14 protein-coding genes are annotated in these 14763 nt (G+C 35.8%); 2 read left to right on the plus strand and 12 right to left on the minus strand.

Translation table 11 applies throughout. From position 1 onward, the window contains the following. The 8 genes from RMR19_RS05075 to RMR19_RS05110 all read right to left on the minus strand — a co-directional run. Nucleotides 1-347, minus strand: a 347-nt coding sequence (locus RMR19_RS05075) for an adenylosuccinate synthetase (protein WP_310602416.1), incomplete at its 3' end; no start/stop codon positions are given. 317 nt (nucleotides 348-664) lie between these two features. Continuing rightward, nucleotides 665-1552, minus strand: a complete 888-nt coding sequence (locus RMR19_RS05080; protein ID WP_310602417.1) for a LysR family transcriptional regulator — start codon at nucleotides 1550-1552, stop codon at nucleotides 665-667. 110 nt (nucleotides 1553-1662) lie between these two features. Then, the gene (gene ilvC, locus RMR19_RS05085; RefSeq protein WP_310602418.1) at nucleotides 1663-2673 is read right to left on the minus strand and encodes a ketol-acid reductoisomerase; all 1011 of its coding nucleotides are present in this window, start codon (nucleotides 2671-2673) and stop codon (nucleotides 1663-1665) included. Between the two features lie 103 nt (nucleotides 2674-2776). Further along, entirely contained in the window at nucleotides 2777-3280 is a 504-nt protein-coding gene (ilvN, locus tag RMR19_RS05090; RefSeq protein ID WP_310602419.1) for an acetolactate synthase small subunit, read from the minus strand. A gap of 313 nt (nucleotides 3281-3593) precedes the next feature. Next, nucleotides 3594-5729 (minus strand): protein translocase subunit SecD, encoded by a 2136-nt coding sequence (gene secD / locus RMR19_RS05095; RefSeq protein ID WP_310602420.1) that lies wholly within the window; start codon nucleotides 5727-5729, stop codon nucleotides 3594-3596. A gap of 48 nt (nucleotides 5730-5777) precedes the next feature. Next, entirely contained in the window at nucleotides 5778-7169 is a 1392-nt protein-coding gene (scfB, locus tag RMR19_RS05100; protein ID WP_310602421.1) for a thioether cross-link-forming SCIFF peptide maturase, read from the minus strand. Nucleotides 7170-7387: 218 nt separating this feature from the next. Continuing rightward, on the minus strand, nucleotides 7388-7531 hold the full coding sequence (gene scfA, locus RMR19_RS05105; RefSeq protein ID WP_310602422.1) for a six-cysteine ranthipeptide SCIFF: 144 nt from the start codon (nucleotides 7529-7531) through the stop codon (nucleotides 7388-7390). 83 nt (nucleotides 7532-7614) lie between these two features. Beyond that, nucleotides 7615-7989, minus strand: coding sequence for a TIGR04086 family membrane protein (locus RMR19_RS05110; protein WP_310602423.1), 375 nt, complete (start codon nucleotides 7987-7989; stop codon nucleotides 7615-7617). Between the two features lie 507 nt (nucleotides 7990-8496). Here RMR19_RS05110 and RMR19_RS05115 point away from each other — a divergent pair. Continuing rightward, the gene (locus RMR19_RS05115) at nucleotides 8497-9369 is read left to right on the plus strand and encodes a PHP domain-containing protein (protein WP_310602424.1); all 873 of its coding nucleotides are present in this window, start codon (nucleotides 8497-8499) and stop codon (nucleotides 9367-9369) included. 80 nt (nucleotides 9370-9449) lie between these two features. On the opposite strand, the gene RMR19_RS05120 is transcribed toward RMR19_RS05115, so the two are convergent. From RMR19_RS05120 to RMR19_RS05135, 4 genes are all read right to left on the minus strand, one after another. After that, nucleotides 9450-10370: a nucleotidyltransferase family protein gene (locus RMR19_RS05120; protein ID WP_310602425.1), complete on the minus strand. Its 921-nt coding sequence runs from the start codon at nucleotides 10368-10370 to the stop codon at nucleotides 9450-9452. Nucleotides 10371-10510: 140 nt separating this feature from the next. Then, nucleotides 10511-10849 carry a preprotein translocase subunit YajC gene (yajC, locus tag RMR19_RS05125; protein WP_331654653.1) on the minus strand — a complete coding sequence of 113 codons (339 nt, stop codon included), beginning with the start codon at nucleotides 10847-10849 and terminating at the stop codon, nucleotides 10511-10513. Nucleotides 10850-10901: 52 nt separating this feature from the next. Then, nucleotides 10902-12038 carry a tRNA guanosine(34) transglycosylase Tgt gene (tgt, locus tag RMR19_RS05130; protein WP_310602426.1) on the minus strand — a complete coding sequence of 379 codons (1137 nt, stop codon included), beginning with the start codon at nucleotides 12036-12038 and terminating at the stop codon, nucleotides 10902-10904. 256 nt (nucleotides 12039-12294) lie between these two features. Continuing rightward, a complete protein-coding gene (locus RMR19_RS05135; RefSeq protein WP_310602427.1) occupies nucleotides 12295-13899 on the minus strand; it encodes a L,D-transpeptidase family protein in 1605 nt (534 codons plus the stop codon). Nucleotides 13900-14223: 324 nt separating this feature from the next. On the opposite strand from RMR19_RS05135, the gene RMR19_RS05140 reads away from it, so the two are divergent. Next, nucleotides 14224-14742, plus strand: a complete 519-nt coding sequence (locus tag RMR19_RS05140) for a DedA family protein (protein WP_310602428.1) — start codon at nucleotides 14224-14226, stop codon at nucleotides 14740-14742. Nucleotides 14743-14763 lie beyond the last annotated feature (21 nt).

Consider the following 14763-nt stretch of genomic DNA (forward strand, 5'->3'; position numbering starts at 1 on the left):
TCTTCATATTGGTCAAATAATATATGATAAGGCATAAGAATTTGAGCACGATCAGAAACTAAAATCTTTGGCTGCGGTACTCCTCTTTCAACAATGCCTTGAATTTCTTTGAATAGATATGGAATATTTAATGCTACACCATTACCAATAACACTTGTAGTATGGTTGTAGAATACTCCTGAAGGTAATAAATGAAGTGCAAATTTCCCATAATTATTGATAATTGTATGACCTGCATTACTACCACCTTGAAAACGTACAATTATGTCAGACTCTTGTCCTAACATATCTGTAATCTTACCTTTTCCTTCATCTCCCCAGTTAGCTCCGACGATTGCTTTAACCATATCTGAATCCTCCTAAAATCTTCTTTATTGTAAATGTAACTGTTCAGGATTATCTCCTTCAAGTTACGAGTATGCACACAAATCACAGAAAGCATGCACTTTGGTCTTTTTTAACATTTTTCAAATAACACTTAATTATTATACCACACGTCAGCCATAAGTAAAGTCAATATTCCTTATATGATACATAATTTTCACTTATGTCGTTACTGTTCACACAAAATGTTCACAGTAACCTTATGCCCTCAACAATTTTATACTAGTATGCAAAACAAAGATGCCAATTTGAACATAACATTCAAATTGGCATCTTTGCCTTAGCATTCTTCTAACATTTCTAATAGTTTTCTGGACGCTCCTGATATAGAATTTTTCTTACTTGATATAATACAAATATTACGCTTTGGTACTGGTTTATCAAAATGTAATTGAAACAGCTCCCCTGTTTCTAGATATTTCTTTGCAAAATCACTCACAACACATCCGATACCCAAATTACGAATTGCAAACTGTACAATAATATCGCTTGTCGCTAATTCAAATTCCGGATTAAGTACTACACGGTTTCTAGACAAAAACTCGTCCATATATTTTCTCGTGCTTGTATTATGTTCAAGACAAATAATTGGTAGGTCTTCTAACTCTTGATAATGCATCATTCGATTCTTATACATCCAAAATTTATTCCCTGCTACGAAGATATCTTCAATCTGTTGAATCTGTGTAACTTTGAAATCTGCTTTAGAGACAAATGGCGAACTTACACATCCAAAGTCAATTCTACCTTCTTTCAGATACGAAATTGTCTCTGGAGTTGGCGCATTTGTAACAGTAACTTTAATATTCGGGTACATTTCATGAAAGCGCTCCAGATAAGGCAGTAAACAGAACTGTAACGTCATATCACTCGCCCCTATACGAATCTCTCCCGTTTCCAAATCCATCATCTTTTTAAATTGCTCTTCACCAGTTAATATCGTTTCATATCCCTTTTGAACATAAGAAAAGAGAGACTCCCCTTCAATCGTCAATTTCGCACCTTTTGCAGTACGAACAAACAAATCACTCCCAAGACTTCTCTCTAACTGTTTAATTGCTTGGCTAACCGCTGGCTGAGATATACATAATTGCTCTGCTGCTGCTGTTATTCCTCCGCATTTTGCAATATGATAAAAGATTTTATAATACTCCAAATTTACACTCATTCCTATATACCCATCTTTCTTAAAACAACCACCACAACATTACCGTAAAAATAAGGGCAGAAACCCAATCTTTATCGACTAGTTCCTGCCCCTTTCTATATAGTTACATCTTAGTTATCAATTAATTTGCTTTCGCTTGTCCAACTCATTAATCTACGAAGTTCTGCACCAACTTTTTCTACTGGATGTTCTGCTTCCATTCTTCTTGTTGCATTGAAATTTGTACATCCGATTTGGTTTTCTAATAACCAGTTACGTGCAAATACACCTGTTTGGATATCTTTTAATACTTGTCTCATTGCATTCTTAGTATCTTCTGTAATGATTTTTGGTCCAGTGATGTAATCACCATATTCTGCTGTGTTAGAGATTGAATATCTCATTCCAGCGAAACCACTTTGGTTGATTAAGTCAACGATTAATTTCATTTCATGGATACATTCGAAGTAAGCACTTTCTGGTTCATAACCAGCTTCTACTAATACTTCATAACCACATTTCATAAGTGCTGAAACACCACCGCAAAGAACTGCTTGTTCACCGAATAAGTCAGTTTCTGTTTCTTGACGGAATGTAGTTTCAAGAACACCAGCTCTAGCTCCACCGATAGCAAGTGCATATGCAAGACCTAAATCATGTGCGCTACCTGTTGCATCTTGATGTACAGCGATAAGACAAGGAACGCCTTTACCTTCTTGGTATTGTCCTCTTACTGTATGTCCAGGTCCTTTAGGAGCGATCATGATAACGTTAACATCTTTAGGTGCAACGATTTGTCCAAAATGAATTGCAAAACCGTGAGCGAACATTAAAGTGTTACCAGCTTCAAGGTTTGGAGCGATTGATTCGTTGTACATTTGAGCTTGTTTCTCATCGTTGATAAGAATCATAATCATATCTGCTTTTTTTGCTGCTTCTGCTGCTGTATATACTTCAAAATCTGCTGCTTCTGCTTTAGCCCATGATTTACTTCCTTCATAAAGACCGATAATTACGTTTGCACCTGATTCTTTAGCATTTAATGCATGTGCATGGCCTTGGCTACCATAACCGATAACAGCTATTGTTTTTCCTTCTAATAATGATAAGTTACAATCTTGTTGATAATAAATCTTTGCCATTTCTTTTTCCTCCTGAAAAAAATATTGTATAACATACATGAAGCAATAATTGCTTCAAATGTTCATTAATAAACCTACGCTTTGCTACCCGCAAAAGCTTTTCCTAATCCAGGTAATCTGAGATATCACCAGAACCTCTTTCCAATCCAGTAAGCCCAGTTCGTACTAATTCTTTAATTGTATATCCTTCTAACAAGCTAATAAATGCATCTAATTTAGCTTGGTTACCTGTTAATTCAATCATTAATGATTCTTTTGAAACATCAACGATTTTAGCTCTAAAGATATCAGCTACAGCAATAACAGCTTGTCGCTCCATCTCACTTGCTTGAACTTTCACTAAGATTAGTTCACGACATACAGATTCGCCATCTTTTAATTCTCTAACTTCTTTTACATCTTCCAATTTATTCAATTGTTTCTCAATCTGTTCGAGAATTTGATTATCACCTGACACAGCTACTGTCATTCGCGAATATGCAGGGTCTTGTGTTTCACCAACCGATAAACTATCTATGTTATATCCTCTTCTACTGAATAAACCAGCTACACGGCTAAGTACACCTGCTGTATTGTCTACTAAGATAGATAATACCATTCTTCTCATGGATAATACTCCTCCCTACTACTGTTGTCCTTATTGAAACAAATTGTAACAATTCCCATTGTTTTTGTCAAGCTCAGTTGCATTATAACTTTTTGCATTTAACCAGTCCGAATGCGCCTTTTTCTTGCATTTTTCAATTATAACCACTTCTTAATTCTTACCTCTTTTTCAATAAGAAAACCTCGCTAAACTTAGGAAATACAACATTTTTCACGATTTTAGCGAGGTAAATTAATGAAGTCCTATTTCTAGTACTTTCCTGCTTCCATAACTTCTTTGATTACCTTATATAATTAATTCGTATGGGAAGATTCTACGCTGTCTTTTTCTTACCTAGCTTTGTTTTCATAACATACCATAATGTACCTGTAACACAAATTGATGAATATGCTCCACAAACAATACCAGCCATTAATGGTAATGTAAATTCACGAACAGAATCAACACCTAGAACAAACAATACAAATACCATAATAAATGTTGTCAATGAAGTATTGATACTTCTGCTTATTGTTTGACTAATACTTTGATTAACGATATCTTCAATATCGTCTGCTTTCTTCATAGAAGCCTTGTTCTCACGAATACGGTCAAATATAACAATGGTTGCATTGATTGAATAACCAACGATTGTAAGCATACATGCAATAAATGTATTACCAACTGAAATTCTTGAAACCGCATACACCATTAATACAACAAGAACATCATGAATTAACGCTATAATCGCACTTGATGCAAACTTGATATCCTTGAAACGGAACCAAATATAAATCAACATACAAATTGTTGCAATAATTACAGACACAACGGCGTCTGTTTTCATCTCACCACTTACTGTTGCAGAGATACTCTCCATTGTAATTGTAGATTCATCTGCTTTGTATGTTTCTACAAATGCTGCTGTTACACTCTTTCTTTCATCAAGAGTTAATTCTCTTGTTTTAATAACTACTGCATTCTCTCCTACTACTGGTGAAACGCCAACTTCTGCTTCGCCAATTAAATTACCAACGAATTCTTCAAGTTCCGTATTCGCTGGAACTGACTCTGGGAATGTAACTTGCGTAGAAGTTCCTCCCTTGAAATCAAGTCCATAATTAAGGATGTTTCCAATAGAAGCTTTATTAACACCTAACATAGCAAAACCGAATACAATTAATACGCCTGAGATTGCAACGAATTTTTTAATGTTTTTCGTAAATGCAAACACTTTAACTTCTTTTTGAACACCATAGTATTTTTCTTTATCAAATCCTAAGTTATATAATGCTGTTAATACAAATCTTGTAACGGTTAGTGCAGTAAACATAGAAATTACGATACCAATTGCTAATGTTTGTGCGAAACCTTTTACTGTACCAGAACCTTTGAACCATAATACTGCTGCTGCAATTAATGTTGTAACATTACCATCAATAATTGCGGATAACGCTTTGTGGAATCCAATATTAATTGCTGAACGAACTGTCTTACCAGTTGCAAGTTCCTCTTTAATTCTTGTGAATATGATTACATTCGCATCAACTGCCATACCAATTGACAAGATAATACCTGCAATACCTGGCAATGTTAATGTTACATTTGCGCCATTCAAAACTACAAGAACAGCTACAACATATAGACATAATGCAATACTTGCTGCAACACCTGGTATACGGTACATAATAATCATGAATAAAATTACGATAATAAAACCAATAATAGCTGCAATTAAGCTTGTATCAAATGCTTCTGCACCTAGATTAGCGCCAACTACGTTAGAACGAACCTCTTTTAATTCAAGTGGAAGTGCACCGATACGGATTGTAGAAGCAAGGTTTCTAGCTTCCTCATATGTGCTTTGTGAAATTTGTGCTTCCCCATTCGTAATTGCTACTTGTACAGTTGGTGCAGAGATAACTTTTCCATCATATACAATCGAAATTGATTGTCCAATGTATTTTGCTGTTGCTTCTCCAAAAAGTTTCGCACCTTTTGTATTCAAAGTAAGGTTAACAACATATTTTGTTATTCCATTTTCTTGTGTTGTTCCCTCTTGTGCTGTCTTAATATGTGTTCCATTGATTACTTCATTTCCTTCTGGATCTACAAATGAAATTGCACCTGCTTTACCTAACTCTTCAAGTACTTTGTTTGCATCCTGCACACCAGGAATATCAATGTTTACACGGTTACTACCTTCTTGATATACCATTGCTTCTGTGCTGTAGTTCTCAACACGTTTTTGCATCTTATATCTTGTGTCTTCCATTTCTGTCTTTGTTGGGTTCTCTTTCACAGTTTCGTAAGTAATACTTACACCACCTGCTAAATCAAGACCCAAACGAATGTTTTTTGCACTACCTTTGTGTTCTTTGCCAAGCCCTACTAATGTAACAACCGATAACGCTGCAATTGCCAACAATATGATTAGTAGGTGCAAGACACCTTTCTTCTTGTCCTTCATAATAATTCTACATACTCCTTTCCTACATCTATTGTTATTGCCTGTTTTTTATTCCGCTTCAGCCGCTTTTATCATAATTGCACATTCCACACGTTTTCTTTGTAACTCACATCCGATATCGTAAGCATCATCGATTTTACCATGGAATTTATATGAATTTGCCGCACAACCGCCACTGCAGTAGAATCTAGCAAAACAATCTCTACATTTATCCTTTGCATATACATTACAAAGTTTGAACTCATCACAACATGCTGTATTCTTAATCCCTTCGAATACATTGCCAAGTAAGAATTCATCTTCACCAACAAATTGATGACACGGATACAAATCTCCCCATGGTGTTACTGCAAGATACTCTGTTCCTGAACCACAACCAGACAAACGCTTTGCAACACATGGACCACCAGTTAAATCTATCATAAAATGGAAGAAGTTAAATCCTTTGCCTTCCTTCTTACGTCTTATCATTTCTTTTGCTAACGCATCATACTCTTCACAGATTTTTGGTATATCTTCCTCGCGAAGTGAATAAGGTTCTTCTGGAAGTGATACAACTGGCTCTACCGAAATCTGTTTAAATCCTAAATCTGCTAGATGAAGTACATCCTTTGAAAAATCAAGATTATTTCTTGTAAATGTTCCTCTAACATAATAGTCCGTTTGATTACGTGTCTCGGCAACTTTCTCAAACTTTGGCACAATTAAGTCATAACTTCCCTTGTTATTTCTTGATGGTCTCATATAATCATGTATTTCTTTACGTCCATCAATACTTAATACAACATTAGCCATCTCTTTGTTCGCAAATTCTATAATATCATCATTCAATAATACGCCATTTGTTGTTAATGTAAATCGAAAATTCTTATTATAAATCTTCTCTTGTTCACGTCCATATGCTACTAAATCTTTTACTACTTGCCAGTTCATAAGTGGCTCACCACCGAAGAAATCCACTTCTAGGTTTCTTCTGCTTCCAGATTTCTCGATTAAGAAATCAAGTGCCTTCTTACCAACTTCATAGCTCATAAGCTCTCTATGACCTTTGTATTCTCCCTCTTCTGCAAAACAATACTTACATGCAAGGTTACAGTCATGTGCAATATGAAGACATAATGCTTTCACTACTGTTTGGCGTTTCTTGAAATCTGTGATGTATTCTTCGTAAATATCTTCTGAGAAAAGAGCTCCTTGTTTCTTTAACTCTTCAATTTCCTCGATTGCTTCCACTACATCATTAATATCGATTGGAGCTTCTAATTTTGAAGCATGTTCTGGTTTTGAATACTTTTCCATCATTGTTGAAATAATTGTATCAGTATCAGTATTCTCAAATAATTCAATAATATCATAAACCAACTCGTCTACGACATGAATCATTCCGCTATTCACATCTAATACGATGTTATAGCCATTATTTTTATATTGATGAATCACTTTGGTACCCCTTTCAGTTTTCGCACAAAACTTTGGCGAAAAATTAACTTCTTTACATTTAATAAGCAGCGACTAACGCCGCTGCTTATTTACCTCCAACTGATACACGGATTGCTACGCATTTTTATGCTTAGCAATCCTAAAACATTCGAAATCCGCTCTATTCGAGCTACTTTCTCATGTTTTGCGGGTCTTAATTTTACCCTTGTATCATCAGATTAATTATTATTCTCACAACTTTGGTTTCCTACAGTACATGAAGTCTTACAAGCTGATTGACATGAAGTTTGACATTCACCACAACCGCCTTTTTTCATAGAATCTTTTAAGTTTCTAGTGTTTAAAGTCTTGATACGTTTCATTCCGTAACCTCCTTTGCATCTTTTAACATTGGTATATTATATCATAACTTATAATGCTTGTCAAAAATAGAATTGCCAACTTCCTAACTTATCATTCCTCCTAACATCCCACCTAACAAGCACATTCCAAGAACTGTTACGATACTGCCTGCTGAACCAAAGGCAGCTTTATTCATAATGATTGAGATAATAATTACAATCAAAAAATAAATTGCCCCAACAGCAATCCCCCAAAGGAATTTTCTTGCTTCCACCTTTTTCCCAATAAAAAATCCACCTACAAACGTAGAAAGTATGTATGCCAGTATCACGCCAACGCTAACTACTCCACTTGGAATCTGCGCTTTATATAGAATAAATGACAGCAGAAGCAAAATAATAGCTGTAACAATGTACGCAAAAATCAACGCCTTTGCAATATGGATTGGGAGTGTCTTTTTTTCTGCGACCTTATTCATGCCGTTGTCCTCCAATTACTATGTATACCCCATATATATTGCTTCTAGGCTTGTATTATTCCAATTATTCTTGTATGCTATAGTTTGTGGAATGCAAAACTTTGGGACTTTTTCGAGGCGTATTCGCTGGTGCTCTCTAACACAAAACACGCTACACCACTAAGTACTTCTAAGTGTGTATGGAGGGATGTTGGAGTAATGCGGAAACGCCCTCGATTCGGCATCCTGCCTCAGCTCAGGCTGGCTCGGCGTCCTTGCCGAGCCTTCCTAGGGTGTTGGTATACACACTAAGAAGTACTATATTGGTTTCGCTATCGTTTTTTAGTTAGAGACCACCAGCGAATACGCAAGGGAAGGTAATGAAGTTTTGCATGGTTAGGTTGTTGATACACAAGTACTTGTGAGGTATTGAATAAAAATCAACTTAACGTTTATTTATAATTGTTATTTTTTACATTTTAATACCCAATTTCTAAATTGAAATACCCAAACAAAAGGAGCACTTTTATGAAATATATTGACTTACACGTACACTCTAATATCTCTGACGGAACGTTTACACCAACCGAGGTTGTTGATGAAGCGGTTCGCAGTGGACTTGCTGCGTTCGCTTTAACTGATCACGATACAGTACTTGGTTTACCAGAGGCTAGAGAAGCAGCTAAGAAACATGCTGACAATGGTTATGAAATCGAGATTGTTCCAGGGGTTGAGATTTCTTCTGCTTACAATGGGAAAGACCTTCATATCCTTGGACTCTATATTGATGATACGAATGAGACTTTAGTTAAGACGCTGGAACAGGCTGTTAATGAGCGGGAGGAGCGTAATATTAAGATGATTCACAATTTAAATCAGGCTGGAATCCCTATTACGCTAGAGGCATTGCAGGAATCAGAGCCTGATGCGGTTATTACAAGAGCACATTTTGCTAAGTATCTTACGGAAAATGGATTCACGAAGACTCGAAAAGATGCTTTTGATAAATACCTTGCTACGAATGGCCCTTACTATGTGGCTCGCCAATTTATCTCTCCTAAGGATACGATTGAATTGATATTACAAGCTGGCGGTATTCCCGTTCTTGCTCACCCTTTGCTTTATCGTTTATCTGCTAATGAGTTATCGGAATTGGTAAAAGAATTAGCTTCCTATGGACTTGCTGGCATTGAAGCTATCTATACTTCGAATACTGGCTATGATGAAAGTGATATGCGACGATTAGCACGTCTTAATAATCTCTTATTAACTGGTGGTTCTGACTTCCATGGTGCGAATAAACCAGATATCGCAATTGGAAAAGGTAGAGGTAATCTAAAGATTCCTTATGAGTTATTGGAGAAGATGAAAGAATTCAAAAAAACGCAAAGTCAGTTTTAATACTGACCTTGCGTTTTTTCGCTCTTCCTATCATACCATTTCAGTAGCACAAACAATCTATGAAGAATGCGTCCTTTGCACTATGCCCAAAGTTTTTCTGGATACAAACCACTTTCTTTCATGCTGGCAATTGCATTCACAACGCCTTCTTTATCTTCTTTGTATGTCACACCATACCATTTATCTTCCGAATTTAACACTTTAACAGTTGCCTTTTTCGCTGCTAATAAACGGTCTACCACACTTGGTAAGAAGTATTCTGCCTTCTCTGGGTTGTTTCTAACCTCTTCATTTAGGAACAATGCAAAACGTTTCTTTAATTCTTCTAATATGCTTACTGTAAAGCCCCACATATTCATTGATACAATTGTTTCGTCTGGAAGGGCAACCCATGTGTCACCATCATCTTCCGAATATGTAATCCCATTCTCATGTTTCTCAATTCTTGTACGTTCCACGATACCTTGTAACATCTCGTTTTCATCTGTATCACATACACCTCTTGATACATATCCATTATCTGTAACTGTATTCTTTAAGCGGTATCCAACCATTGTATAACGGTAGTAGGAATCGTCTTTTGCTTCTGCTAAGAAATCATATATCATCTGAAATGCACTTGCCCCATAATAGTCATCTGCATTGATTACTGCAAATGGGCCATCTACTACATCATAACAGCTAAGTACTGCTTGACCTGTTCCCCAAGGTTTTACGCGTTTTTCCGGAACAGTGAAGCCCTCTGGAATATCCTCTAAACTTTGGAATACATATTCCACTTCCATATGTTTTGCTATTGGATTACCTACTAATTCTCTAAAATCATTTTCTAGTTCCTTCTTAATTACGAAAACGACTTTCTCAAATCCAGCTCTTTTCGCATCATATATTGAGAAATCTATAATTTTATGTCCTTCGTTATCAATAGGATCCATTTGCTTTAATCCACCATATCTACTACCCATACCGGCAGCCATAATTACTAAAACTGGTTTTTTCATAGTTACCTCCACACTTTTCTCTCCCTATTATATTACCTTCCAATTGAGATTTTGTCTATAACAAAGAAAAAAGGAATTGCCAGACATATATCATTATCATGTCTAACAATTCCTTATCTTAGTTACTCTTTTAATTACTCTTAGTTCTCTTCTTGCTTTTCAATCTCTACGATTGCAGATTTTTGCATTGGAATTCTACAATTTTTGTTGTTACCAAATTCAAGAATTACAACATCCTCCATAACGTCAATAACAACACCATAGAAACCACTTGAAGTTAAAACGCTATCACCATTTGCTACGGTTGTTAACATTGCTGCATGTGATTTTTGTTGTTTTTTCTGTGGTCTAACTGCAAGAAAATAGATTACTACTGCAAAAAATGCAACATAAAGAAGCATACCTAACATACCAAATGTTCCACTTCCACTTGTTCCTTCCGTTGTTGCTGCTGCCGTATTTAATACTGCTAAATTCATAATTCTTCCTCCTATACATATCTTCAATCTCTATTGCATTTGCCAAGAGATTTTAGTCTTCTCCATTTGCTTCAAATCCAGCTAATTTAGCTTTCTTATACTCTTTGTATCTTTCCTGTTCAATTGCTTCACGAATCTCTTCCATCATTGTATTATAGAAATACAAATTATGCATTACAACCAATCGAAGCCCTAACATTTCTTTTGCTTTTAAAAGATGTCTTATATAGGCACGACTATATTTTTGACATGCTGGACACTGACATCCTTCTTGAATTGGTCTTGTATCTAACTCAAATCTTGCATTAAGCAGATTAATCTTACCTAAATTCGTATAGGCATGACCATGTCTACCATTTCTTGTTGGATATACACAGTCAAAGAAATCAACACCTCGATCAACTGCCTCTAAAATATTCGCAGGAGTACCTACACCCATAAGATATGTAGGTTTCTCAACTGGCAGATAAGGCACTGTCTCTTCTATAATGCGATACATCTCTGAATGAGATTCCCCAACAGCTAATCCGCCAAGCGCATATCCATCAAGATCCATCTCTGAGATACGTTTTGCATGTTCAATACGGATATCTTCGAATGTACCACCTTGATTTATTCCAAATAACATCTGATTCTTATTAATTGTATCCTCTAGCGAATTCAATCTTGCCATCTCATTCTTACAACGTTCTAACCATCTTGTTGTACGGTCAACAGAATTCTGCATGTATTCTCTTGTTGCTGGATGAGGTGGACATTCATCAAATGCCATCGCTATTGTTGAAGCTAAATTTGATTGAATTTGCATACTTTCCTCTGGTCCCATAAAAATCTTACGACCATCAATATGAGAATTAAAGTACACGCCTTCTTCTTTTATTTTTCGTAATTTTGCTAATGAAAATACTTGGAATCCACCTGAATCTGTTAGGATTGGTTTATCCCAAACCATAAACTTATGAAGCCCTCCAAGTTGTTTAACAACTTTATCTCCTGGACGAACATGTAAGTGATACGTATTGGATAATTCTACTTGTGTCTTTAACCCTTGTAAATCTTCTGTCGATACTGCACCTTTAATTGCTGCGCAAGTTCCAACATTCATAAATACAGGAGTCTGGATTGTTCCATGCACGGTTTGAAATTCTCCACGTTTCGCCATGCCATCTCTCTTTATTAACTTGTACATCTAACCTCCTAGTCAAGCTCGTACCTATTATTCATAACTACTGTACTGCTGACATTCTAACGTATATACTGTTAGGAACATATCCTAACATAAATAGTAGCTTCACTGACATATAACACAAATCAATAAGGCTATCATCAAAAGTATACCTAGATTATAGCCTTTTTTCAACTCATTTTTTCACATTTAATAAATATATTAGATTTTAACGCAAAACAGAGAGGCATTATACACTCTCTGTTTTGCGAAGTAACTCTTAGTTTTCTCCATCAATCATTATGGTAGAAGTAACTCGTAAATCGTTATTTGCCTTATCGCTTATCACATAGACAACCTTATATCCTATCGTTTCATGATTCACATCATAGATATGTTCAATCGAGACACTGATTGTATCTGTAATATCGTTTGCATTATAATATGCCGTTACGCCTTCTAACACTACCTCTTCATTAATTACAGCACCTTTTCTTACTGTATAATCCGTAATGCCTTCAAAACGAAGATAGTCTTTCCTAGCAAACGTTACAATTGTCGATGTTTTATTCCCTACAGCGTCCTCCGCCATATAAGTTACAATATAACAATCTTCTTTTTCTTTTATAATTACTCTAATGTCATCGACAGTCATCTTACTAAGATTATCAGAAATCGTTATACCAGCTAACGCAAACTCACGGTCAACTACAATGTCCCAAGAGATGTCTTTGCTAACTGCTCCCTCAATAACTGGTGCTTCTTTATCCACTGTAATCGTAGCTGTTACTTTAGCTGTTTTTTCTTTTGATGCAACTAATTCATACGTTACTGTATACGTATTATCTTTGTTGTTTTTAATCGTTACGTTGATCGTCTCATTACCAACACTCTTACCACCAATTGTTGCTGTAACACCTTCAAGAGCAAGTTCTTTTGTAATCTCTGTATCACCATCAACTACTCGATCTGTTACACCTGAAATCTTAGGTGTTCCTACCTCTACTACTTCTGGCTCTTTCGTTGGTTCTTTTACCGTCTCTTTTCCACCTACAACCGTATAGGTAACTGTCTTTTTAGCCGTTCTTCCTATCTCGTCTGTAACAGAATATGTAATTTTATACTTACCAGCCTTTTTCGTATTCACTTTACCAGAAACCACAATACGTGCTGTAATACTAAATCCTGTTGTATTCTTTGCTGTAACGCCTTTTAATAGATTAACTGTACTGCCATATTTAACTGTCGTATCCTTCGCTCCACTTATTGTTGGTTTCTTGTTGTTGAATGGATTATTCTTGTAATAGATATCCGTTGGATCCCAACCTGTATTCGCTGGCAATTTAATCGCAACTGGCTTACCAAGAGGGCCAGGATCTTTACTATTATATATAGTAACAGTTGTTCCAATCGGGCAATTATCATAGATCCATTTAGCATCTGCAACACTTAAACGAATACAGCCATGTGAACACATTGTTCCAAGTTTATTATATTGTGTTGCTGATAGCGTTGCTGGGTCTTGCTTATAATACCAAACTGAATGAAATAAAATTCCACCTGTAATTCTTGTGCAATATTGTCCCCATACATCGTCTAGTAGTATCTTCCAACGATATCTTACTGGTGTACGGTATGTTCCCAGTGGTGTTGCTGTACCTGTAGAACAGACCATTGCTTTCACTGGTACTGTGTATTTCCCTTTGCTATCCTTACCGTAAACTGTAACACAATTCTGTTGCTTATTAACCTTAATCATATATGGATAATTCGTCGCAGCATCCATTGTCTTCACTGTTCTGATGCCAAATAGCGTCAGTAAAATAGCGGATAACATCAGCAAATACTTACTTCTCTTTTGCATTCTTAGTATAAGTTCTTTCATTTCAACCTCCAAGTATCATGATTCCATTATAACTACTCATAATCGAATAGTTCTTCCACTTATAACAATTCATGTATAAATTTACAAGTGTTTTGTGGTATATTTGTGTCAATACTGTAACAATATTATTACAAACCACTGGACGATGAATGTAATCGGCATCGTCGTTCTAATATTTTATGATGTACTTGTCCCTTTTAGACTACCTATTCGCTATACATAAGCATATACAAGCTCTTAACTAATATGAAAATATTTCATTATAGTAAGCATTTTTATTCATTAACAATAATATACTTTCAAAAAGAGCTCACGGAGTACCTCATGGAATTCTTCACCAACTTAATATCTGAATATGGATTAATCGCCATGTTCCTAATTATCATGCTTGAATACGCTTGCTTTCCTGTTTCTAGCGAAATTGTACTTCCATTCTCTGGAGCGATTGCAAGTTCTCAAAACATTCATTTCTTTGTCATTTTAACTGCTAGCGTAATTGCAGGGCTTATCGGTACTACAATCTGCTATTTGATTGGATATTGTGGCGGTTCTACTATGCTAAATTATCTAACAAAGAAATTTCCAAAATCCCAAAAGGGCATTGATTCTTCCTATAAAACATTTGATAAATATGGGGCTTCTGCTGTCTGCTTCGCAAGAGTGATTCCCCTATGCCGAACCTATATCGCATTCATCAGTGGTACAATGAAACAAAGTTATTCTGTCTATATCCTATCTTCCTTTATCGGCATCACCATTTGGAACACAATATTAATTGGAGCAGGGTATTTCTTACAAGATAATTGGCAATTTGCCTATATGTATTACGACAAATATGAATAATACATATGAAATAGTCGATGA

Source organism: Anaerosporobacter sp. (genome assembly GCF_031551385.1).
Taxonomy (GTDB): domain Bacteria; phylum Bacillota; class Clostridia; order Lachnospirales; family Lachnospiraceae; genus Anaerosporobacter.

Bases quoted from the DNA above. Each gene is read 5' to 3' on its own strand.
- RMR19_RS05080 (WP_310602417.1), bottom strand. From the start codon at position 1,552: ATGAGTGTAAATTTGGAGTATTATAAAATCTTTTATCATATTGCAAAA.
- ilvC (WP_310602418.1), bottom strand. From the start codon at position 2,673: ATGGCAAAGATTTATTATCAACAAGATTGTAACTTATCATTATTAGAA.
- ilvN (WP_310602419.1), bottom strand. From the start codon at position 3,280: ATGAGAAGAATGGTATTATCTATCTTAGTAGACAATACAGCAGGTGTA.
- secD (WP_310602420.1), bottom strand. From the start codon at position 5,729: ATGAAGGACAAGAAGAAAGGTGTCTTGCACCTACTAATCATATTGTTG.
- scfA (WP_310602422.1), bottom strand. From the start codon at position 7,531: ATGAAACGTATCAAGACTTTAAACACTAGAAACTTAAAAGATTCTATG.
- RMR19_RS05110 (WP_310602423.1), bottom strand. From the start codon at position 7,989: ATGAATAAGGTCGCAGAAAAAAAGACACTCCCAATCCATATTGCAAAG.
- RMR19_RS05115 (WP_310602424.1), top strand. From the start codon at position 8,497: ATGAAATATATTGACTTACACGTACACTCTAATATCTCTGACGGAACG.
- RMR19_RS05120 (WP_310602425.1), bottom strand. From the start codon at position 10,370: ATGAAAAAACCAGTTTTAGTAATTATGGCTGCCGGTATGGGTAGTAGA.
- yajC (WP_331654653.1), bottom strand. From the start codon at position 10,849: ATGAATTTAGCAGTATTAAATACGGCAGCAGCAACAACGGAAGGAACA.
- tgt (WP_310602426.1), bottom strand. From the start codon at position 12,038: ATGTACAAGTTAATAAAGAGAGATGGCATGGCGAAACGTGGAGAATTT.
- RMR19_RS05135 (WP_310602427.1), bottom strand. From the start codon at position 13,899: ATGAAAGAACTTATACTAAGAATGCAAAAGAGAAGTAAGTATTTGCTG.
- RMR19_RS05140 (WP_310602428.1), top strand. From the start codon at position 14,224: ATGGAATTCTTCACCAACTTAATATCTGAATATGGATTAATCGCCATG.